This is a genomic window from Sorangium sp. So ce834, from assembly GCF_051521425.1.
GTDB lineage: Bacteria > Myxococcota_A > Polyangia > Polyangiales > Polyangiaceae > Sorangium > Sorangium cellulosum_D.
Genome location: NZ_CP150351.1, coordinates 7,621,567 through 7,640,737, shown reverse-complemented (window position 1 = coordinate 7,640,737; position 19,171 = coordinate 7,621,567). Strand labels below are relative to the sequence as shown.

The 19,171-nt window shown below is 70.6% G+C and carries 15 protein-coding genes; 5 read left to right on the top strand and 10 right to left on the bottom strand.

Going from position 1 to position 19,171, the window contains the following annotated elements:
• The first annotated feature begins 80 nt into the window (after positions 1-80).
• Positions 81-1,376, top strand: coding sequence for a GNAT family N-acetyltransferase (locus tag WMF20_RS27435; protein WP_437604896.1), 1,296 nt, complete (start codon positions 81-83; stop codon positions 1,374-1,376).
• A 75-nt stretch (positions 1,377-1,451) separates the two neighbouring features.
• Here the strand turns inward: WMF20_RS27435 and manA are convergent, their stop codons facing one another.
• Both manA and WMF20_RS27425 read right to left on the bottom strand, forming a co-directional pair.
• Entirely contained in the window at positions 1,452-2,651 is a 1,200-nt protein-coding gene (gene manA / locus WMF20_RS27430; protein ID WP_437604895.1) for a mannose-6-phosphate isomerase, class I, read from the bottom strand.
• 45 nt (positions 2,652-2,696) lie between these two features.
• Positions 2,697-3,680, bottom strand: coding sequence for a PAS domain-containing protein (locus WMF20_RS27425; RefSeq protein ID WP_437604894.1), 984 nt, complete (start codon positions 3,678-3,680; stop codon positions 2,697-2,699).
• Positions 3,681-3,954: 274 nt separating this feature from the next.
• Here WMF20_RS27425 and WMF20_RS27420 point away from each other — a divergent pair, with 274 nt between their 5' ends.
• From WMF20_RS27420 to WMF20_RS27410, 3 genes are all read left to right on the top strand, one after another.
• Positions 3,955-4,686: an MmcQ/YjbR family DNA-binding protein gene (locus WMF20_RS27420; RefSeq protein ID WP_437604893.1), complete on the top strand. Its 732-nt coding sequence runs from the start codon at positions 3,955-3,957 to the stop codon at positions 4,684-4,686.
• Between the two features lie 214 nt (positions 4,687-4,900).
• Positions 4,901-6,589 carry a hypothetical protein gene (locus tag WMF20_RS27415; RefSeq protein ID WP_437604892.1) on the top strand — a complete coding sequence of 563 codons (1,689 nt, stop codon included), beginning with the start codon at positions 4,901-4,903 and terminating at the stop codon, positions 6,587-6,589.
• Positions 6,590-6,711: 122 nt separating this feature from the next.
• On the top strand, positions 6,712-7,839 hold the full coding sequence (locus WMF20_RS27410) for a hypothetical protein (protein ID WP_437604891.1): 1,128 nt from the start codon (positions 6,712-6,714) through the stop codon (positions 7,837-7,839).
• A gap of 112 nt (positions 7,840-7,951) precedes the next feature.
• Here the strand turns inward: WMF20_RS27410 and WMF20_RS27405 are convergent, their stop codons facing one another.
• The 7 genes from WMF20_RS27405 to WMF20_RS27375 all read right to left on the bottom strand — a co-directional run bounded on the left by WMF20_RS27405 (position 7,952) and on the right by WMF20_RS27375 (position 16,766).
• Positions 7,952-8,158: a hypothetical protein gene (locus tag WMF20_RS27405; RefSeq protein ID WP_437604890.1), complete on the bottom strand. Its 207-nt coding sequence runs from the start codon at positions 8,156-8,158 to the stop codon at positions 7,952-7,954.
• 75 nt (positions 8,159-8,233) lie between these two features.
• Positions 8,234-9,352: a hypothetical protein gene (locus tag WMF20_RS27400; RefSeq protein ID WP_437604889.1), complete on the bottom strand. Its 1,119-nt coding sequence runs from the start codon at positions 9,350-9,352 to the stop codon at positions 8,234-8,236.
• Positions 9,349-11,133, bottom strand: a complete 1,785-nt coding sequence (locus WMF20_RS27395; RefSeq protein WP_437604888.1) for a serine/threonine-protein kinase — start codon at positions 11,131-11,133, stop codon at positions 9,349-9,351. The genes WMF20_RS27400 and WMF20_RS27395 overlap by 4 nt, the downstream gene beginning before the upstream one ends.
• 35 nt (positions 11,134-11,168) lie before the next feature.
• A complete protein-coding gene (locus tag WMF20_RS27390) occupies positions 11,169-11,807 on the bottom strand; it encodes a hypothetical protein (protein ID WP_437604887.1) in 639 nt (212 codons plus the stop codon).
• A gap of 466 nt (positions 11,808-12,273) precedes the next feature.
• Positions 12,274-13,407: a hypothetical protein gene (locus tag WMF20_RS27385; RefSeq protein WP_437604886.1), complete on the bottom strand. Its 1,134-nt coding sequence runs from the start codon at positions 13,405-13,407 to the stop codon at positions 12,274-12,276.
• A gap of 162 nt (positions 13,408-13,569) precedes the next feature.
• Complete coding sequence (locus tag WMF20_RS27380; protein WP_437604885.1) at positions 13,570-14,220, bottom strand: peptidoglycan-binding domain-containing protein; 651 nt, start codon at positions 14,218-14,220, stop codon at positions 13,570-13,572.
• 2 nt (positions 14,221-14,222) lie between these two features.
• Positions 14,223-16,766, bottom strand: coding sequence for a type VI secretion system Vgr family protein (locus WMF20_RS27375; RefSeq protein WP_437604884.1), 2,544 nt, complete (start codon positions 16,764-16,766; stop codon positions 14,223-14,225).
• Here WMF20_RS27375 and WMF20_RS27370 point away from each other — a divergent pair.
• Complete coding sequence (locus WMF20_RS27370) at positions 16,765-18,552, top strand: DUF2169 family type VI secretion system accessory protein (protein WP_437604883.1); 1,788 nt, start codon at positions 16,765-16,767, stop codon at positions 18,550-18,552. The genes WMF20_RS27375 and WMF20_RS27370 overlap by 2 nt on opposite strands.
• Before the next feature lie 164 nt (positions 18,553-18,716).
• Here WMF20_RS27370 and WMF20_RS27365 read toward each other — a convergent pair whose 3' ends face one another.
• Entirely contained in the window at positions 18,717-19,103 is a 387-nt protein-coding gene (locus WMF20_RS27365) for a DUF4280 domain-containing protein (protein WP_437604882.1), read from the bottom strand.
• Between the last annotated feature and the right edge of the window lie 68 nt (positions 19,104-19,171).

Genomic DNA, 19,171 nt, shown 5'->3' with positions numbered 1-19,171 from the left:
CCGCGCGAGGGGGGCCGGGCGGCGCGGGGGGCAGGGGAGGAGGGGTGTTCGATGGGGAGGTATTCGATGGGGAGGGGAAGATGCTGCGGTTTCACCTGGTGACCGAGGTCGCCGAGCTCGCCGCGATGCGGGGGGCGTGGGAAGATCTGATGGGGCGGAGCGACATGGGCGAGCCGATGCTCGCGCCGGACTGGATGCTCGCCTGGTGGCGGGTGTTCGGGGCGCAGGGCCGCTCGCTGCGCGCCGCGCTGTTCTTCGACGGGCCCCGCCTGGTCGGCCTCGCGCCGCTGCTCGAGCGCCGCTGCCGGCACAGGAGCGGCATCCCGTTCCGCCGGCTGGAGCTCCTCGCCTCGGGCGAGGACCAGGCCGACGAGATCTGCTCCTGCAACCTCGGCGTCATCGCCGAGCGGGGCGCCGAGGCCGACGTCGCGCACGCGCTCGCCGACGCGCTCACGGGCGCGGCGCTGGGCGCCTGGGACGAGCTCGTCCTGCCGGCCATGCGCACCGACGGCGCGCTCCCCGTGGTCCTCTCGCGCGCGCTCCGGAAACACGGCATCGACGCGCGGATCGAGGTCACGGACGCCTCTCCCTACATCCCGCTGCCGTCCAGCTGGGAGGCGTACCTGCGCGCGCTCTCCGCGTCGCGCCGCTACCTCGTGCGCCGCTCGATGCGCGATCTCGAGGCGTGGGCGGGCGGCGCGCTGACGCTCGAGCGGGCGAGGACGTCGGCTGAGCTCGCCGGGGCGCGGGAGATCCTGCTCCGCCTGCACGCCGAGCGCTGGTCGGCCGACGGGCGCGCGGGCGTCTTCGCCTCGCCGCGCTTCCGCGCGTTCCACGACGAGGTGATGCCCGCGATGCTCGAGCGCGGCGCCCTCGACCTCGCGTGGCTCTCGGCGCGCGGCGAGCCCGTCGCGGCGCTCTACAACCTCGTCTGGAACAACAAGATCTACTTCTACCAGTGCGGGCGCAGGGTCGACCTGCCGAAGGGGCTCCGTCCCGGGATCGTGGTCCACGCCTACGCCATCCGCGCCGCGATCGAGGCGGGGCGGCGCGAGTACGATTTTCTGGACAGCCCCTGCCAGTACAAGCTGGCCCTGTCGCTTTCGGCGCGGCCGCTCGTCGAGCTCCGGGCCGCGCGGCCCTCGGTGAACGACAGCGCCCGCCGCGCCGCGGAGCTCGCCGCGCACGAGCTCCGCGTGATGAAGCGGCGCGTGCTCGCCACGTGGCGCGCCGCCGCCCGCTCGCTCGGCCGCGACCCGGCCGATCCGCCGGCGCCCCCGCGCGGCGAGCCGGCGAGCGCCGCGGCCGACGGCGCCGCCCCAGCCGACGGCGCGAGCCCGCGGCCCGCGGCGCGGGAGCGCGCCGCCTCGCCATGAGCCGTTCGCCGGGCGCGGGGATGCTCAGGCCTCCCCGCGGTGCTCCGCGGGGCGTGAGGCGCCTCTAGGCGCGGCTCAGAGGCCGACCGTGGCGCGGAAGAACTGGCCCTCTCCCTCGATGGCGTAGCCCCCCGAGGCGAACGGGACGAAGATCGAGCCGCCCTGGCGGAGGGGCTGGGCGGCGCCGCGCGCGTCGACCAGCGACGCCTGTCCCCGGGTGCACAGCACGATCTCGGGGCCGCGCCGGTCGTCGGTCCGCCACGACGACGCGGCGTCGAGCTCGATGCGCGAGAGCCGGAACTCCGGCGCGGGGGTGTCGTAGATGGACTCCGCGTCGGCCCGGCGCGGCGCGACGGGCGCGACGCGCCACGGGGAGAAGTCGAGGACGCGCAGGAGCTCGCCGACGTTCACGTGCTTCGGCGTGAGCCCGCCGCGCAGCACGTTGTCGGAGCTCGCCATGATCTCGATCCCGACCCCCTGCACGTAGGCGTGCAGCCGGCGCGGCGGCAGGTACAGCGCCTCGCCCGGCTCGAGGTGCACGTCGTTCAGCAGGAGCGCGATCACGACGCCGACGTCGCCCGGGTAGAGCTCGTGCAGGCGCAGCGCCCAGCCCGCGGCGCGCGCGAGCCGCCCGCCCGCCTCGGCGCGGGCGCGGCACGCCTCGACCACGGCGGACACGAGCTCCCGCCGCGCCGCCGGCCCGAGCGCGAGCAGGCCCTCGACGAGCCGCGCGACCGCGGCCGCGTCGACGGGCCCGTCGCCGCGCGGGACGAGCGCGTCGCCCGGGCCGCCGGCGAGGAGCGCGAACACCTCCGCCAGGGCCTCGGCCGGTCGGAAGCCGCAGAGCGCGTCGAACGGGGTGAGCGCGCAGATGAGCTCGGGCTTGTGGTGCGGGTCGCGGTAGGTGCGCTCGGGCGCGTCGACCGGGATGCCGGCCGCGTTCTCCGCGTCGAACCCGCGCCGCGCCTGCGCCTCGTCCGGGTGCGCCTGCAGCGACAGCGGCTGGTCGGCCGCGAGCACCTTGAGCAGATACGGGAGCCGCGCGCCGAAGCGATCGCGCGTCGGCCCGCCCAGGAACGCGTCCGCGTGCCTGGGGATGGCGTCGATGAGGCGCTCGCGGGCTCCGTCGAGCGCGATGGTCGAGGAGGCCGCCGGGTGGGCGCCCATCCAGAGCTCGGCCTGAGGCTTGTCGGAGGGGCCCTGTCCGAGCAGCGCCGCGATGGCCTCCCGCGAGCCCCAGGCATACTCCTGAACACGGTTCTCGAGCGCGAACATGGATAGCTCCTGCGGGCGGCACCCTACCGGATGGCCCCGGGGAAGTCAGCCCTTGAGCGCGTGGGCGATGCCGCTCTCCAGCGTCGACCGCGTGACAAGGCCGCTGAGATCGGCGCCGAGCTCGACCAGGGTCTCTGCGATCTTCGGCTGGATGCCTGTCACGATCACGGTCGCGCCGAGCATCCCGACCGCCTGGGCCGTCTTGACCAGCGCGTTCGCGACGTCGGCGTCGACGGCGGGCACGCCCGTGATGTCGAGGATCACCCGTCTGGCTTCGTGGGCGACGATGCCGCCGAGCAGCACCTCGAGGGCGCTCTGGGCGCGGCGCTGGTCGATGTCGCCGATGAGCGGCATGACGAGGACGCCCTTGGCGATCGGCAAGAGCGGCGTGGAGAGGGCGCGCAGGCTCCGCTCCTGAGCGCGGATGATCTCGGCCTGGAGCTCCTGGTTCTCGGCCTCTGCGCGCTTGTAGCTGGTGATATCGGTCGAGACGCCGCAGACGCCGCGGACCGCCCCGGCCGCGTCCCTGAGCGGGAACTTGAGCACGGCGAAGTGGTGGAGCTGCCCGTCGGGGCTCACGTCGCCCTCGTCCCACGAGAGCGTCTGGCCGGTGGTGAGGACCTCGAGATCGGCGGCGCGGAAGGTGTCGGCGCGTTCCTTTGGGAAGATCTCGTGATCGGTCTTCCCGGCCACATCGCCCCACCCGAGGCGAGCCCAGCTCAGGAAGTACCCGTTCGCCAGGATGTAGCGGCCGCCTGCGTCCTTGGCGAAGAGCAGCATGGGCGCGGCCTCGAGGACCGCGCGGAGCACGTCGACGTCCTCGGGCGGCGCGCCGTTGCGCGGCGTTCGCTCCACGGCGCCGGGGCCGAGGTCTGGTGGCGGTGCTCCAGGGGGCGACCCGTCTGCGGGCTCGGGTCGGGCGAGCGCCCGCCGCAGCTCGGCGAGCTCGCGGCGGAGCTCTTCGTTCTGCGCGCGCAGGGCCTCGTTGTCGCGCTGTAGATCGTCTCGGTGGGGTCGGTCCTCCGCCATGCTCCGCTCGCTTGCATCGTTTGCTCCGCTGGCCGCTTCGGCCCCCTTCCGGAACGGGCGGGCGAATCGTCGGCCACGTAAGCGCGCCAGGGTGACACTGTCAAGGTGGTCGCTTCGCGGCAGTCGGGGGCGTCACGCGCGGGAAGCAAAGGGTGCCCGGGGGCGTAAGGCGCGCTTCGGGCTCGCGCTGCTCGGCGGCTTTTCGGCTCAGCGGTTGGCGCGGCGCGCGGCTCCGGCTTTACGCGGTCCGGCGTGCGCCCTAGGCTCGGCGAATATGACCACGACCAAGGACGAAGCGCGGCTCTCACCAATCCTTGCGAGGCTGCGCGACGCCGCGCTGGCCTATCCCGAGGCGGTGGAGGAGTTCCCCTGGGGCGATCGCGTGGCCAAGGTGCGCAGGAAGATCTTCGTCTTCCTCAACATCCACGAAGGGAAGCTCGTCGTGACCGCGAAGCTGCCGCAGTCGAGCGAGGCAGCGCTGCTGCTGCCGTTCGCGGCGCCGACCGGGTACAACCTCGGCAAGAGCGGGTGGGTGACAGCGCGCTTCGGTCCGAAGGACCGCGTGCCCGAGGCGATGCTGCTCGAGTGGATCGAGGAGAGCTACCGCGCGGTGGCGCCGCAGCGGGCTTTGCGGGTGCGGGAGGAGGGGGCGGCGGGGAAGGGGGCGAGCGAGCGAGAGGGGGAGGGGAAGAAGGGGGCTGTGGCCGGGAAGAAGGTTGGGGCGAAGAAGGGGGCTGCGGCCGGGAAGAAGGTTGGGGCGAAGAAGGGGGCTGCGGCCGGGAAGAAGGTTGGGGCGAAGAAGGAGGCTGCGGCGAAGAAGGGGGCTGCAGCCGGGGAGAAGGTTGGGGCGAAGAAGGAGGCTGCGGCGAAGAAGGGGGTTGCGGCGAAGAAGGGGGCTGTGGCGAAGAAGGGGGCTGTGGCGAAGAAGGGGGCTGCGGCGGAGGGGGCGAGGGGGGAGCCCGCGCCGGGGAAGAAGACGCCTCCGGCGCAGCGCACCCGGAAGTAGCTCCGGGACATCCGTCCACGATCGATTTGTCGTATCCGCCGGCGCCAGCGCTCCGCGCTGAGACAGGTGCGCCGGCTTCGACGAGCGCCAGATCCATGAGCATGCGTGGCGTATCGCTCTTCCCAGAACATGAATTTTGTGTAAATGATGTGGGCGATGCCACTGTAGCGAGGGGACGGTGACGTCCAGGATCCGCTCGGGGAAGGTGCTGTGAATGCGCGCGCGCTTTCGAAATACGCTTCTAGTTTTCATGCCCTTCTTTGCTGCGAGCGCCTTGTTCCTCGTCGGAGAGCGGGAGGCTCGCGCCGACGAGGCCACCGGGGTTGTGCTCGAGATCCAGGGCAGTGACCTCCTCCTCGATCTGGGGCAGGCGGTAGGCGTCTCCGAAGGGGCCAGGGTGCAGCTCTGGCGTCCCGTCCGGCTCAAGCACCCCATCACCGGCAAGACCGTCACGGATCGGTTCCTCATAGGCACGCTTCAGATCGTGCAGCTTCGCCCGACCATTTCTCTCGCTCAGGCCGTCGGGACGCCCACCAGGACGCCGCAGGCAGGCGACGTCGTGATCGCCTCGGGGATCCCTCCGGCACCCGCGAAGAAGCCCGACAAACCGGCGAAGGACGCGAGCGACTCTACGTATGGCATCCCGGCGAGCAACGCACCGCGGGCGGGGGATCCCGACGCCGCCGCCCTTGCGGCGATGTTCGAGAGCCTGGGAGGGGCGGATCCGGCGGCGCGCATCGACGCTTACGAGAAATACGTGCGCGCGTCGCCGTCCAGCCGCTTCGCGCCGGTGCTCAACGAGGAGGCGCAGGCGCTGCGCCGCATGATGGTCGCCGAGAGCAAGGCGTCGGAGCAGACGGCCACGGATAAGGCCAGCGCCAAGGGGGATCTCCTGCTCGCCTTCATCACGCCGGCCGGGGCTGTCGCCGGCGTGCCCCTCGAGCTCGGTATGCAACTGCGCGACGGTGCCGTGGGCGCGGTCGTTCACCTGCGAGCGCCCAAGCAGCCCAACTACCAGCCGTTCCCGATGACGCCCATGGGCCGCGGGTACTTCTCGACGGTGATCCCTGGCAGCGCGCTCATCAACCAACACATGGAGTTCTTCGCGGAGGCCGCGACGAGCGCCGGCGAGATGGTCGCCGTCGTGGGCAGCAGCACGGCGCCAGCAGAGCTGCCGCTCGAGCCGCGGCTCCCCGATCACGAGCCGGCGCCGATCGAGACGACGGTGGCCGTCTCGACCGACTTCGCAGATTACAACCGGCTTAGAGACAACGATTACATGTTGCAGGTGGAGGGGATGGTGAGCCTCCGGTATGGCGACATCGGCATCCGGGCGCTCCGGACCGGGTTCGGCGTGTACAGCGGCTATGGCGGTAACGTGCGCGAGCTCGATGAGGACGACCTCGATCCACGGAAGGTGGGGCTCACGTACGGGTATCTCGAAACGGAGATCGGCTTCAGTTACGGAGCGTCGCTCATCGGTCGCGCCCTGGTCGGTCTCGGCGAGGGCGGCGTGTCCGGCGGCGGGCATGTCATGTTCCGCATCGGCAACGACAAGCACACGAACCTCGTCCTGGGCGGCGAGCTCCTGGGTGGGATCGGTGCACGTGGCATCACGCAGCTGGAGCTCGCCGCTTTCCGGAGGTTCCCGATGCTGTTCCGGGTCGAGGTGACGAACCAGCCCGCAGGAGCGACGGGTGAGCCGAGCGTCGAGCCCGCCGAGGAGAGCGAGGCGTCCCAGAAGGTGTCCCAGGGAAAGGGCAAGGTCGGAGCGCGCGCCGTGCTCCAGCTGGGGTGGAGGGTGCAGGACCCCCTGGTGTTCAGCGTGCGCGTTTCGTATCAGGGTCGGAGCATCGATCACTCGGGTCCAGGCGTGGGCGCGGCGGTGAGTTACCAGTGGTGATGCTCGATCAGGCACCGGACGTGATTCCGCCGGCGCGCTCGTTCGGGCGCGTGTTTGCCTTTCTCTGCGCGGTTGCCTTGGCGCTTGGGCGCCCGGCCACTGCGTCGGCCGAGGATGCTCCGGTGGGAGCGCCGGCGGCGGCCGGAGGACAGGCGGCGCCGCAGGCGACCTCGACCAGCCCGCGCGACGCGCCGGCCGTCGCCCCGGAGGTGCGCATGGTCCACGCGCCGGTCTCGGTGGGCAAGTCTGGAGAGGCGCTCTCGATCGAGGCGAGCTTCGATAATGCCCACCTGGTCCGACAGGCGTTCGTCGTCTATAGGCTGCCGGATGGAACCCTGCGGTCGGCGTCGTTTCAGCGGTCGGGCAGCGCCGCGCTCGCCTACGTCGCGGTGATCCCGCTGGAGGTGGTGGTGCCGCCGGGGCTGGACTATACGATCGAAATCGAGCGCGTCGACGGCGTCCGCGCGAGTGTATTCGCCTCGCGCGCGCGCATGCACCACGTGCAGGTGGCTGAGGCCCCCATGGATGCCGTGGAGCGCACGCTGCTGAAGCGGTTCGGCGGGCGGCGCAGCACGGCGTCGGCGAGGGTCGAGAGCGTCGACTTCGGAGCGCGCCCCCCGAACGAGCCAGAGTGTCAGGCGTCGAGCGCCGAGGAGTGCCCTGACGCCGAGACGAGCGATCGCGAGGTAGGCGAGCATTACTGGAAAGCAGAGCTCTCGTACACGTATCGACTGCTCCGGATGGTGACCGAGTTCTCCATGCGCGCCGGGGTCATCCTCGGAAAGTCGCCGGAGGCGCCTAAGGACAAGAACTACGAGATGGGCCTCTATTATGCAGCGCCGAGCGTTCGGCTTCGGCTCTCGGACTCGTGGCATGTGGAGGCGGAGCTGCTCGCCGGCATGACGAAGAAGAGCTTCACCATGGGCGTCGGTGGTGCATTTCTCATCGGCGATCCGTACGGCTCGAAGATCACGCTGGGGTTCGAGACGATCGGGCTGGGGAGCGATACGGGGTTCGGGACCACATTCTACAGCCGCGTGGACTTCCCCGCTGGAGACTCGCTGTCGCTAGCGCCAGTGATCGAGGTGACGGACATGCCGAGCGCGAGTAGCTTCGGGGTGCGGCTCGTCGGCGAGGCGACGTTGAAGCTCTCGGACCTGTTCTCCGCCGCGCTCCGCGGCGGCTATCAGTCGCGCAGGTCGGACAGCGGCGGCGTGGGCGTGGGCTTGCAGGCGTCCGTGGCGTTCTGAAGCTCGGACGCCGCCCGACGTCCCTCCGGGGCGGGACCGCGTCCGTTCGAGGGGAGCGAGATCGGGTTACGGGCGCGAGCGCTGGGTGCGGAGGGGTGAGCGCGGGCTTCCTTCAAGGACTGCCGCTCGGCGCCTCGCACGCGCCGTCTCCGCCGCACTCCCCGCCTTCGCACTCGTCGTCGGGATCCGTGTCCGCCGTCACGGGGGCGCAAGTCCCGTCGGGCTCGCCCGTCTTGCTCTCCTCGCAGGCCATGCACGTGCCGGTGCAGGTCGTGTCGCAGGCGTACCAGTCGTTGTTTAGGACGAGGCAGCTCGTCAACGCGGCGCAGGAGAGGGCCGCTGCTGCGCACCATCGCGATCGCCGTGGAAATCGCCTCATCTGCTCACCATCTCCTCACCATCTCCCCACGAGCGAGATGCCATCTGGGCCCAGGAGCACGTTGGCGGCGGCATCCGTTCCTCGCGGGTCCGCCTTTCGCGCGGGCGGCGCGAGCAGCACGAGGGCGGCGCCGGTGGCGAGCGCGACGCCGCCCGCGATGAAGCTCACCGTGGAGAGCGTGGCGGCCGTCTTGCTCTCATCGAGCAGCGCGCCGCCTTCGGGCGCGCACGCCTTCGAGGCGCCGCCGTTCGAAACGTCGCAATGCCCGGTGCCCTCGCGGTTCTTCGACAGCGCCGTCATGCCGAAGCCCGCGCCGACGGCGAGCCCGACCAGGCCGACCCCGCCGGTGACCAGGCCGGCGGTGCGCAGCGGTGAGCCCGGATCGCCCGCGGGTTTCCCGGGCGCCGTGGCCCTCGGTTCGGGCGAGGGCGGCGACGCCGTGCTCGGGAGCAGAACGGTGCCAGCGAGCGGCGAGGCGGCTGGGGGGTCCGAGGCGGCCTGCGTCGGTGTTCGAGCCGCGCGTTCGAGCGGCGGGATCGTGACGGTGACCGTCTGTCCTTCCCGCTCGATCGTCACCGTGGTCTCCCAGCGTTTCGCTCCGGTGGCGGTGGCGGAGACCTTGTGCGGCCCGGGGTCCACCGGGACCGCTATGCCCCACTGGGCCTCGACCAGCACGGCGTCGTCGCGCCTCACCTCGAGCCCCGGCGTGCCCCGAGCCTCGTCGGACACCACGACGGCGAGCCGCGAGAGCCGTGGATGCAGCGCGTCCACGCGTTCGCGCGCGTATTTCTCCCGTGCCTTCTGGCCGGCAGCCTTCGTCGCGTCGACGACCTCCAGGTAGTTGATCCAGGCGCTGGCCAGCTGGCCGACGTGCTCCAGACAGTCGGCGAGGTAGAACTGCGTGCCGATGCCCGCGTTGAGCTGCAGGCTCGCCGCCAGCTTCGGGCACGCCTCCGCGTACTTGCCCTCCGCCGTGAGCTTGCGAGCCTCCTCGAAGAGCGCGCGGGCATCCGCCTTCCTCTTCGCGTCGCCCGCGTCGGCGCGCGCGCCCGGCGCGCCGGTGATCGCCGTGAGGATGCACGCGGCTAGCCCCGCCGCGCGGGCGCGGGATCGGAAGAGAACACCGCTCTTCACTGGGGAAGTCCTTCGAACGGGTCATCGGCTGCGCGCGCCGGGGCGGGGCGTGCGGGAGGCGGCGCCGGCTTCGGCGTGGCCGGTGCGGCGCGAGGGCCCGATGCAGGCCGCGCGCTGTGGAGCGTGGGCGCGCTCGTGCCGCCGGAGGGGGTGGACGACGCCGGCGCTGCGGGGGTGGACGTCGCCGGCGCTGCGGGGGTGGACGACGCCGGCGCTGCGGGGGTGGACGTCGCCGGCGCTGCGTCGCCAGAGGGTCTATCGTTTTGCCGCGCGGTATCGGCCATGGGGGGCTGCGAGGGCGGCGGCCCCTGAGGGCTCGGTTGCTCCGAGACCGCCACCGGAGCTGGAGGAGAGGCCATGGAGGTCGTGGCCTGTTCGGGCGGGCCGCTGTCTCCGAGGGACTTGAAGGTCGCCACCGCAACCCCGAGCACAGTGGCGAGCGCCGCAAGCACCGCGAGCACCGCCGGAGCGCTGGATCTCTTCGGCGCGGCGCCTGCCTTCACGGGCAGAGTTGTGCTGACGCCGGCCCCGGTGGGTGGCCTTTCCGAGCTCGCTTCGGATGCTGCTGCTCCCGCCGGTGTTTGGGGTGCAGCAGGCGGCGCGGGCGCCGCGAGTGCCTCCAGGGGCGGCGCGGGCGCCGCGAGGGCCTCCGGGGGCGGCGCGGGCGCCGCGAGTGCCTCCAGGGGCGGTGTGCCCGCTGGCCCCGCCGCATGCGGCAATGGCTCATGCGATGGTGGTGTCGCGGCCACCGTGGGGCCCAACCACTCGTGCGACGGACGGGGCACGGGGGCGAGCAAGGAGGTCCCGGATGCCGCCAGCGCGGGGACGGGGGAGGGATGATCCGCACCGGAGCCGAGCGACCCCCTGGCGCCGGGACCGATGCGGGCGACGCGCGAGATGCGATCGGCCAGGCGCAGCGAGCCCTCGGGGCCGAACGGCGCCAGCGCGGCTGCCAGGTCGGCCACCGCCGGGAAGCGCCTCTCGCGATCCTTCTGCAGGCAGCGGTCGACGACGGCTTCGAGCCCGGCGGGCACTTCGGGCCGCAGATCGCGCAGCCGGCGCGGCTCGGTCTGCAGCACGAGCGCGCACACCTGCGGGATCGTCTCGGCCCGGAAGGGCGCCTCTCCTGCCAGGAGCTGGTAGAGGACGACGCCGAGCGACCAGATGTCCGTGCGCGCGTCCACGTCGCGTGTCGAGAGCATCTGTTCCGGCGACATGTACATGGGTGAGCCGAGCATCGACGCCGTCCGCGTCATGTCCTGGCCGCCCTCGCCGCTCACGAGCTTCGAGATGCCGAAGTCGAGGACCTTGACGCGCGTGCCGCCGTCCCGGGTCGACGCGAGGAACAGATTGGCAGGCTTCAGGTCGCGGTGGATGATCCCGAGCGCGTGCGCCTCGGCGAGGGCGTCGCACGCCTCGAGGACGAAGCCGGCGGTCTCCGCGATGCCTTGCTTGCCCTCGTCCCGGAGCTTGGACGCGAGGTCCTGCCCCGAGAGGTGCTCCATCACGATGTACGGCGCGCCCGACTCCAGCGTGTCGGCGTCGCTGATCCGCACGACGTGCTCGCTCTTGATCTTCGACGCCGCGCGCGCCTCGCGGAGGAAGCGCACGACGAGGCTGGCGTCCTGCGCCGTCTCGATCCGCATGAGCTTGATCGCGACCAGCTCGTCGAGGCGGAGGTGCCTCGCGGAGAGGACGACGCCCATGCCTCCCTCGCCGAGCACCTGCTCCACGCGGTACTTTCCTGCGAGGAGATCACCGGGTCGAGCGAGCGGAGTCATGGCGTGCGCCTCTTCCGTGGGTCCCAGGTGCTGCGTCACTCGATGCGGGTCGGCCGCCGTGCCTCTCCTCGACGAGGGCACCGCGCGAGCCGGCGAGCGCCATCGTAGAAGAATCCCTGGCGGCCAGGCAAGCACGAGAGCGCGACGCACAGCGACCGCGATACCGCAGGCCTCAGGGCTTTCGGCGCGGTCGTGGGGGTCTCCGCGGCGTCCGCGGTTCCGCCCCGGCGGCGCGCTCGATCGCGCGCGCGTCGCGCAGAGCCCTGCGGTCGCCGCACGGCCCGCTTGTTCGCGAGGAGGTCGTCGCGGCCGATGAAGTGCACCGGTACGCCTGCGACGTCGGCAGTGACACGCCGCTCCCAGACGCGTTCGAACTCGACCCCGGCGACGGCCTGCAAGAAATCGATGCGGGCGGGGACTCGCCCCATCCAGACGATCTCGTCTGGCCGAGCCGCCCGGAGGTTCGCCACGAGCTCGTCCGGCACGCCGAAGCGCAGCAGCGCCGCGCACGCGCGTCCGATGTTCTCAGGCGCGGCGTCGAGCCACAGATCCAGGTCCTTTGTCGTCCGGGGGCGTGCGTGCAGCGACACCGCGTGGCCGCCGATCACCAGGTACCGCACCCCGGCGTCTGCGAACGCCGAAAGCATCTCGACCAAATCGGGGGGCAGGTTCATCGGGATGTCGCAAGCTCCACGCGGTCAGCGAGAGCTCGATCGAGGCCTCGAAGCGCGCCGCCGGCCCTGCCTGATCCCAGAACGCCTGGTCGGCCGCGTCAAGCTCGGCGTGGCTCCCCACGCGGCCCCCCACCCAGTCGCGCTTGCTCGCCGTCATAAGATCCATTCTACCAGAACGGCGGGCTCGTCGCCCCCATCCTCTTGAAGGCCGCGCCGGAGGGAGCGTTGCTTCGACGAGCATGTCGACGAGGTCGCGAACGCCGGCGCATGGGAAGACGTGCGCGCCGATATGACGCTCGACCACGCGTGAGCCGCCTCGTCGTTGTTCCTCGTTCGGGGAAGTGCTTCCGCGACCGCAGGAACTCGCACCGGCGCTCTCGATGATAGTTATGAATCGATGCGAGGAATTATGCTGGACATGGTCGGGGTTTCCATTGACGAGTTTTACACAATCAGCAGTGCACGTTTAGGGTTGTACGTTCCTGAGATCGATCCCGCCATTGCGGGCCAGGCTCGTGAGACGCTTGACCTCATTCCTGCGTGTGTGGCTTCTGTTAATATGTGTTACTGACCAGTAGTAAATCGCATTTGGAGGGTTTAGAGGAGGCGCTCCGGACCCGCCGAGCCCCAAAGTTGCCTCCATGAGCATTCGTATACGGCGTGAATCGACATATGTGCCATTTGCGGTATGACCGACGATAATGTGGCGCTCATTGGCTGGTCGCGAGCAATTAAATGCATCGAACCAGCGTCGATAGAACCGGCGGTGCGCACATGCTGCATTCGCGAGCGACGGGCCACCCATGTTGCGCATCGACCCATAGATCTGAGGCACCCCGTAGTCCAAAAACTGTAAGAGCTCCACGGGTGGTTTCGATGCGAGACCGGTGACGCCAATGCCGCCGGCCGGCCGCTGCGTTGGGGGCCATGCGTCCCACAGATAGGTCTTTACGTCGCTGGCCGCCCGCTCGCGCATTGGCAGTGGGCGTGAGTGTCCGGCTCCGCCCACCCACCACTCCTCGCAGTCAAGCATTACTGATGAAATGGTTTGAGCGTTGGCGCATGCGTCGATGAGGCCTGCGGAGCACGTGGCGATGAAGCCTTGGTCAATGCCGCAAAATGCCATGATATGCACGCTTGGGCTCCGAGGGAATCCGTTTGGATAGCGATGTTGCGTGAACGCGTTCGTGAGGAAATTCAGGCGTCGCCAGCTATCGTCGGCCAGATATGGATTTGCCGCAAAGGAGTGTTCGTGGCCCTCGTTGATGGGAATGACGATGTCGGTGAGGCCGAGGTCCAAGACCGAATTGGCCCAGAGATCAAATTGTAGAGCATCGTAGTCGCGTCGTGCTTCGCTGCGTGGGGGGCGAGTTCGGTAAGTTGCCGCTTGGGCAAGACGGGCCGGTGCATCGGGAAGCTGCGCCAACTGTTCTCGCGCATCAATCTCGACGATGTTCGGCAATTGATCCAACCAGGCGCCGATTCGTTTTACGATGTTGTCGGAGCTCTGCGTCGGCGCCTGTAGCGCCATGTCGCACCGAACGGTTGCACGGGCATTGGGAGGAGCATTGATTGTTTGTTCACACACGACGATCTCCATTCGAAATAATGATGTCAAGATGTCGCAGTACGAACATCTGAGATTTTTGATGGCGCGATTTTTGGATCCGACGCCCCGGGTCCTGTAGATAAAATGCGATGTCGCGTGGGTGATGGGGACTTGGGCCGTATCGCCGGACCATGCGTCCGTGGACATCGCTCGTCAGGAGCCGTGCGCCTGCACCAAAGCATCGCGCGTGGCGTCATCCAGCGTGCCGGTGATTTCGAGCTGTCCATGCGCCGTCTGGAAAGCCGCAATCGCTTCGCTCAGTACGTCGGCAGAAACGTCGAATTCGCAGAGGCTGATGGAAGCCGGATAGCCGAGGTGCGTGAGGCGTTTGGCGGCACCACTCGGCTCGTCGACGGGGTCCATCTGCCCGATGCACACTTGGCAGTGAAGGCCCTCCTCCTCCAAAGCGAGGTTCACCTCGCGCACATGCACTGGCACGGGGAACAAAGCGAGCCCCGAGGCGTCGGTTATGCCATTGAACGGCTCCGTCCCCAGACCTTCCACACGAAAACGTTTGTTCGCGATAGGTGTCGTGTCGGCGCGTTCGAGCACGAGCTTGATCTCGACGCTCGGGATCCGGGCGGTGAAGCGATTCGCGCCGCCGGTTGTGAGCAGGAGTGGATTCCAACCATCGCGCGCGTCGGGCAGGTAGAGTATGTCGCCGGGCTGGAGGATATCAGGGCTCGCGCGCTTCTGCCGAAGCGCATCGTTCAACGGATGGTTCCACACCTCCGCGGCGGAGAAGCTGTACCTGTGCGCGAGCTGGGCTAGGTAGTCGCCCTGGCGAATGACGTACGGTCGCATTCCTACGCCTCCTCCACGTCCGCGAGTTCCGGAAACACGATCGAGGCGGAGCCCTCGATGTCAATCTCGGCCCTCCCTTCGCGATCGAGCATTCCTCCCCGTTCTGAGCCATCCTCGAGCAAGATCAGGAAGCGCTGGTAAGCGAGCGGCTGCCCGGTCGGGTCCTTCAGCTCAATCTTCGTCTTCTGCACCACCGCTTGCGAGGTCGAATCTGACTCGCTGTCCGGAGACTTCAGCCTCACCGCAGCCCCATCGATCTTCGCGTCCGCCGTGAGGCTCACCGTCGCCCCCGCCGACTTGAGCAGCACCTTGCTGTCCGAGAAGACCAGCGCCCGCGCCTTCGCGCGGAGCCGGACGTCATCCTTCTCCAGGACCGCGGCGGCGCCGTCCGCCTGCAAGAAGATGGCCGGCGACGACAGCTCGATATGATCCGGCGCCATGCGCAGCGTGCTCTTGCCGCAGCGGATCACGACCTCCTTCTCCGACGATATCTCCGTCGATCCGCTGCTCGACAGGTCCGTCGTCCCCTCGACCCGCAGCGTGTACGACCGCGCCGCGCCGTGCCTCCCGACCAGCGTCACCGCCGATCCCAGCACACGCGTCGTCACCTCATCGCCGAAGCGAGCCTCGCTTGCGCCGTCGACCTCACGCCGCTCCCGCCCTCTGACGCGGGTGCTCAGGTCCTCTGCCACCCTCCGGTCGACGTTCCCATTCACCACGCCGACGGCGTTCCCCTCGATCGTCGCCCTCTCATCGCCCCGCACCGTCGACGACCGATCCCCGTCGACCACCCACGTCTCATTCCCCGCCACCGTATGCGTCAGGTCGCCCCCCACGCTGCTCAAGCTGTTGCCGCCCACCAAGGTGAATCGGTTGCCCCCCATGTGCTCGGTCCGGTTCGCCCCGATCCGCGTCGTCACGTCGTTCTCGACCGCGATGTCGAGGTCCTTCTGCGCGTGGACGTGCACCCGCTCGTGCCCGCGCCGGTCCTCGAAGCTCAGCTCGTTGTGCCCGCCGCCCCCGCGGGTCGTCTGCGTCACGATCCCGCTCTTCGTCTTGCTCGCGGGCAGCGCGAACGGGTGAGGGTGCTGCGCGTTGTAGACGCACCCGGTGACCATGGGCCGGTCGACGTCGCCGCCGACGAACGTCACGAGCACCTCCATCCCGACACGCGGGATGAACTGGAACCCCCATCCTGCGCCGGCCCACGCCTGCGCGACGCGGATCCAGCACGAGCTGCTCGGGCTGTTCTCGCCCTCGCGATCCCAGTGGAAGTGCACCTTGATCCGACCGAGCTCGTCGGTGTGGATCTCCTGGCCCGGAGGGCCCACGACGGTCGCCGTCTCCACCACCTGCCGTGGCTCGCGCCGAGGCCGCCGCGGGCGAAAGGCCACCTCCAGCGGCACGCACCGGAACGTGTTCCGGTAGACCTCCGCCGCCGCGCCCTCACCGCTCCGCCGCTCCGGCACGCAGCCCTCATGGTCGACGCGGAAGACCGTGTATCGCCCGTCGTGCCCGTCCGCCGGCCCGCCGCGCAGCTCGAACCAGTGCCCCGGCAAGAGCCGGCGGCATCGGCTCTCGCCCTCGCCGATGGAGCCGCCGGTGCGGTGCTGCTCCAGGTGGAGCCGCGCGACCGCGGTGTCGAGCCGGGAGCGCTCGCGCTCGCCGCGGTGGTCGTACACCCGGACCCGCGCCGGATCGAACGCGTCTTCCCTCGCGGCGACGCGGGCCTCCGCGCGCAGGTCGAGCGCCGGCCGGACGAAGTCGAAGTCCTTGAGGAGCACCGCGCCCGGCCGCACCTCCTGCCGCAGGCGGAAGTGGCGCACGTCGTCCTCGCGCGTGGACATCCCGTCGCCCTCGCGGACCTCGATCGCCGGCTCGCCGTCGATCGGCCTGACGAGGTGGGCATCATCCGCGAAGACGATCACCTCGCCCTCGCCCTCACCCTCGCCGTCCGGGTGCTCGAAATGGAAGAAAATGCCCTCGTCCGCGAGGATGCGCAGCAGGAAGTCGAGATCGCTCTCCTGATACTGCACGCAGTACGCGCGCGGCGCGTGCTCCCGCGCGAGGTGCCATTGCCGGGGCAAGCCCCAGTCGTCGAGGATCCGGTCGGCGATCCCGCGCACCGTGAGGTCCTGGAAGATCCGGCTGTTCTTACCGCGCCCGGCGAGCCACAGGCGCGGCGCCAGCCACAGCCGGTAGCCGTGCCGGCCTCCCTGATCGCCGAGCGTCCCCTCAGCCTCGATGCGGCGCACGATCCCGTGCACCGTGCGTCCCTCGTCCGGCCCGGCGCGGAGCGCGAGGCGCGCCGGTTGCCCGAGGAGATCGCGCTCGAGCGCCGCAGGCGCGTGCTCGATGCGGCCCAGGAGGATCTCGAAGCGGTAGAGCCGCGAGATCTGCTCCGTGCCGCGGATGCTCACGATCGGTAGATCGGCCGGGGACCAGCGATCGGTCGTGAGCGTGAACGGCGCAATGCCCGCGGGAGCAGCTGTCGACGTGAACGCGGCGACCATCTCGAACGATGGTAGTCTAGCGGACACCACCATGGGTCCTCTTTCGATCGCCTCCGGCGACGTCTCCTGCGCGGTCGTACCGTTCCGGTACCAGAAGCGGCTCTGGATCACCGTCGTCGTCAAGGCGCGCTTCGCGTTCGTCCAGAGCGGTATCGCACGCCACGTGGGGGCGGCCGGTATCCGCTCGGAGGAGCGGCAGTTCGGCGGCCACCCCTCGCGCAGCATCGAAGAGGCGAGCGATTTCGCGCCATACCTCCCGCGCAGCGATGTGACGTTCGTCGGGCACGCGTACCCGCCCGGCGGCAGCCCTCTGCCCGCAATGTCGGCGCGGCTCGGCCTCGCCCGCGACGGGCGGCTGGTGCTCGACAAGGTGGTCCACGTCTTCGGCGACCGCGGCCCCGCCGGCCCGAGGCACTTCGATCGCATGCCGCTGGTCTACGAGCGCGCCTTCGGCGGCCCAGGCGAGCCGAACCCGGTCGGCAAGGCGACACCCAACCTCGTCGATCCGGCCGATCCCCGGAGGCCGACCAGCTTCGCGCCCATCTCGCGGCTGTGGCTCGCGCGCAGGCGGCTGCTCGGGAGCATCGATCATCGCGCTCTGGAGGCGCCGATCGTCGACATCCCCGACGCGATGCCGTGGGAGTACTTCCAGGCCGCTCCGCCGGACCAGCAGGTCGATCACCTGCGCGGTGACGAGTGGCTGCTCCTCGACGGCCTGCAGTCGAGCGCGCCGCGCGTGCAGACCCGGCTTCCCTCGGCCCGGGGCGTTGCCCGCGTGCTTCAGCGCTTGGCGGGTGCATCGACCGCGGAGCGGCCCGTCGAGATGGTCTGCGACACGCTGGCGATCGACGGGGATCGCGAGGGGTTTGCGCTCGTGTGGCGCGGCCGTGTCGACGTGCCCGGCGGGGAGGCGGCGCTGCCGTCGCTCGTGGTGTCGGCGGCGCTGGAGGTGCCGGGCCGCGACGTGGACTGGGCCCGGCTGTGGGCCCAGGCGCCGGCGCCGTCCGCGCCGTCGGCGGCGCCGGCCACGACGAGCGCCGAGGCAGGCCAGGAGACGGTGGCGCTGCGGCCCGAGCAGCAGGCGACCGCGGCGGCGAAGACGGCCGTGCCGTTCCCCGTGGCGGAGGCGGGCGACGCGACCGTTCCGTGGAGGGTCGACGCGACGCCGTGGGCCGGCGCGCCGCTCTCGCCTGCGCCCGCGCCGGCAGGCGAGGCGACGCTGGAAGCGGTGACCGCGAAGCGGGAGGAGGCGGGCGCGGGGACCATGGCGTTGCGGCCGGAGCAGCAGGCGGCGGCCGGGCGTCGAGAGGTGGCGCCGTTTCCGATCCAGCCGGCCGGAGCGCCCGGTCCTGTCGCCACGGTGCCCGGCGCGCCGTGGGGGGCGCTCACGCCGCCGTTGCGGGCTGAGGGCACGCTGTCGCTCGGCGAGAGCGCACCGCCGCCCGCGCCGCCGCCGATGGCGGCACCGCCGCCCGCGCCGCCGCCGATGGCGGCACCGCCGCCCGCGCCGCCGCCGATGGCGGCACCGCCGCCCGCGCCGCCGATGGCCACGCCGCCGCTCATCGTCGAGCCGCCGCCCGAAGCGCCCGCGTTGCCACCCATCGCCTCTCCGCTTGTTGCTTCTCGGGCCGTGGTCGCGCAGGTGCGTCCTCCTGGTCCGGTGGCACCGCCGCCAGCGCCCGTGCTCCCGTCCTCCGCGCCAGGCTCGCAGGAGGCGCTGCTGGCGAAGCTGCGTGCGGCCGGCGCGAGCGAGCGCGACGTCGAGGCGCTCCTGCGATCGCTGAAACCGCCGCCGGCGCCGCCGCCGGATGACGACTGACCGGGCAGCGATCGCAGCGCGCGAGCGGGCTGCGACGAGCTCGCGGCCTGCTCCGAGCGCTGAGCATCACGTCGCCTCCACCGAGGACGACCGCTTGAACCCTCCCGTCGCCGACACGGCCACGATCGCAAGGCGGCGCTCGTGGCGCATTTCCCGGCGGATCTTCAGTCCACGTCGACGTCGGTGCCTGCGTCGGTGATCCGGACGAGCCCCGTCCAGGCGCAGCGGCAGGTCGAGTCGCTGGTGAGCGCCTTGTGCTCGGCGATCGTCACGATCGAGGCGCCGGGCGACCACGGCGCGGCGATCGCCGGGACGCACGGCATCGGGGTGAGGACGCCCTTCGCCGCGGCGGTTGCGGACGCGACCTGGGGATTCGCCAGCGCCTTGCACATGCCGAACGGCGCGACGTTCGTCATCGGGTGGAAGTCCATGACCGTCGCCACGGGCGCCTCGTCAGCGTCGGTCCCGTTCGCGGGAAGCACGGTGAGAGCGGAGGGAGACAATCCCTCGCTGCACTCGAGCTTTGCTCCGTTGATCACCAGCTTCGGCACGGGGGCCTCGGATACGGACGCGCCGATGAAGCCGCCGTCCGGCTTGGGGATTCTAGGTGCGAAAACGA

Bases quoted from the DNA above. Each gene is read 5' to 3' on its own strand.
- WMF20_RS27370 (WP_437604883.1), top strand. From the start codon at position 16,765: ATGGGTCCTCTTTCGATCGCCTCCGGCGACGTCTCCTGCGCGGTCGTA.
- WMF20_RS27395 (WP_437604888.1), bottom strand. From the start codon at position 11,133: ATGACTCCGCTCGCTCGACCCGGTGATCTCCTCGCAGGAAAGTACCGC.
- WMF20_RS27390 (WP_437604887.1), bottom strand. From the start codon at position 11,807: ATGAACCTGCCCCCCGATTTGGTCGAGATGCTTTCGGCGTTCGCAGAC.
- manA (WP_437604895.1), bottom strand. From the start codon at position 2,651: ATGTTCGCGCTCGAGAACCGTGTTCAGGAGTATGCCTGGGGCTCGCGG.
- WMF20_RS27435 (WP_437604896.1), top strand. From the start codon at position 81: ATGCTGCGGTTTCACCTGGTGACCGAGGTCGCCGAGCTCGCCGCGATG.
- WMF20_RS27380 (WP_437604885.1), bottom strand. From the start codon at position 14,220: ATGCGACCGTACGTCATTCGCCAGGGCGACTACCTAGCCCAGCTCGCG.
- WMF20_RS27375 (WP_437604884.1), bottom strand. From the start codon at position 16,766: ATGGTGGTGTCCGCTAGACTACCATCGTTCGAGATGGTCGCCGCGTTC.
- WMF20_RS27425 (WP_437604894.1), bottom strand. From the start codon at position 3,680: ATGGCGGAGGACCGACCCCACCGAGACGATCTACAGCGCGACAACGAG.
- WMF20_RS27385 (WP_437604886.1), bottom strand. From the start codon at position 13,407: ATGGAGATCGTCGTGTGTGAACAAACAATCAATGCTCCTCCCAATGCC.
- WMF20_RS27415 (WP_437604892.1), top strand. From the start codon at position 4,901: ATGCGCGCGCGCTTTCGAAATACGCTTCTAGTTTTCATGCCCTTCTTT.
- WMF20_RS27420 (WP_437604893.1), top strand. From the start codon at position 3,955: ATGACCACGACCAAGGACGAAGCGCGGCTCTCACCAATCCTTGCGAGG.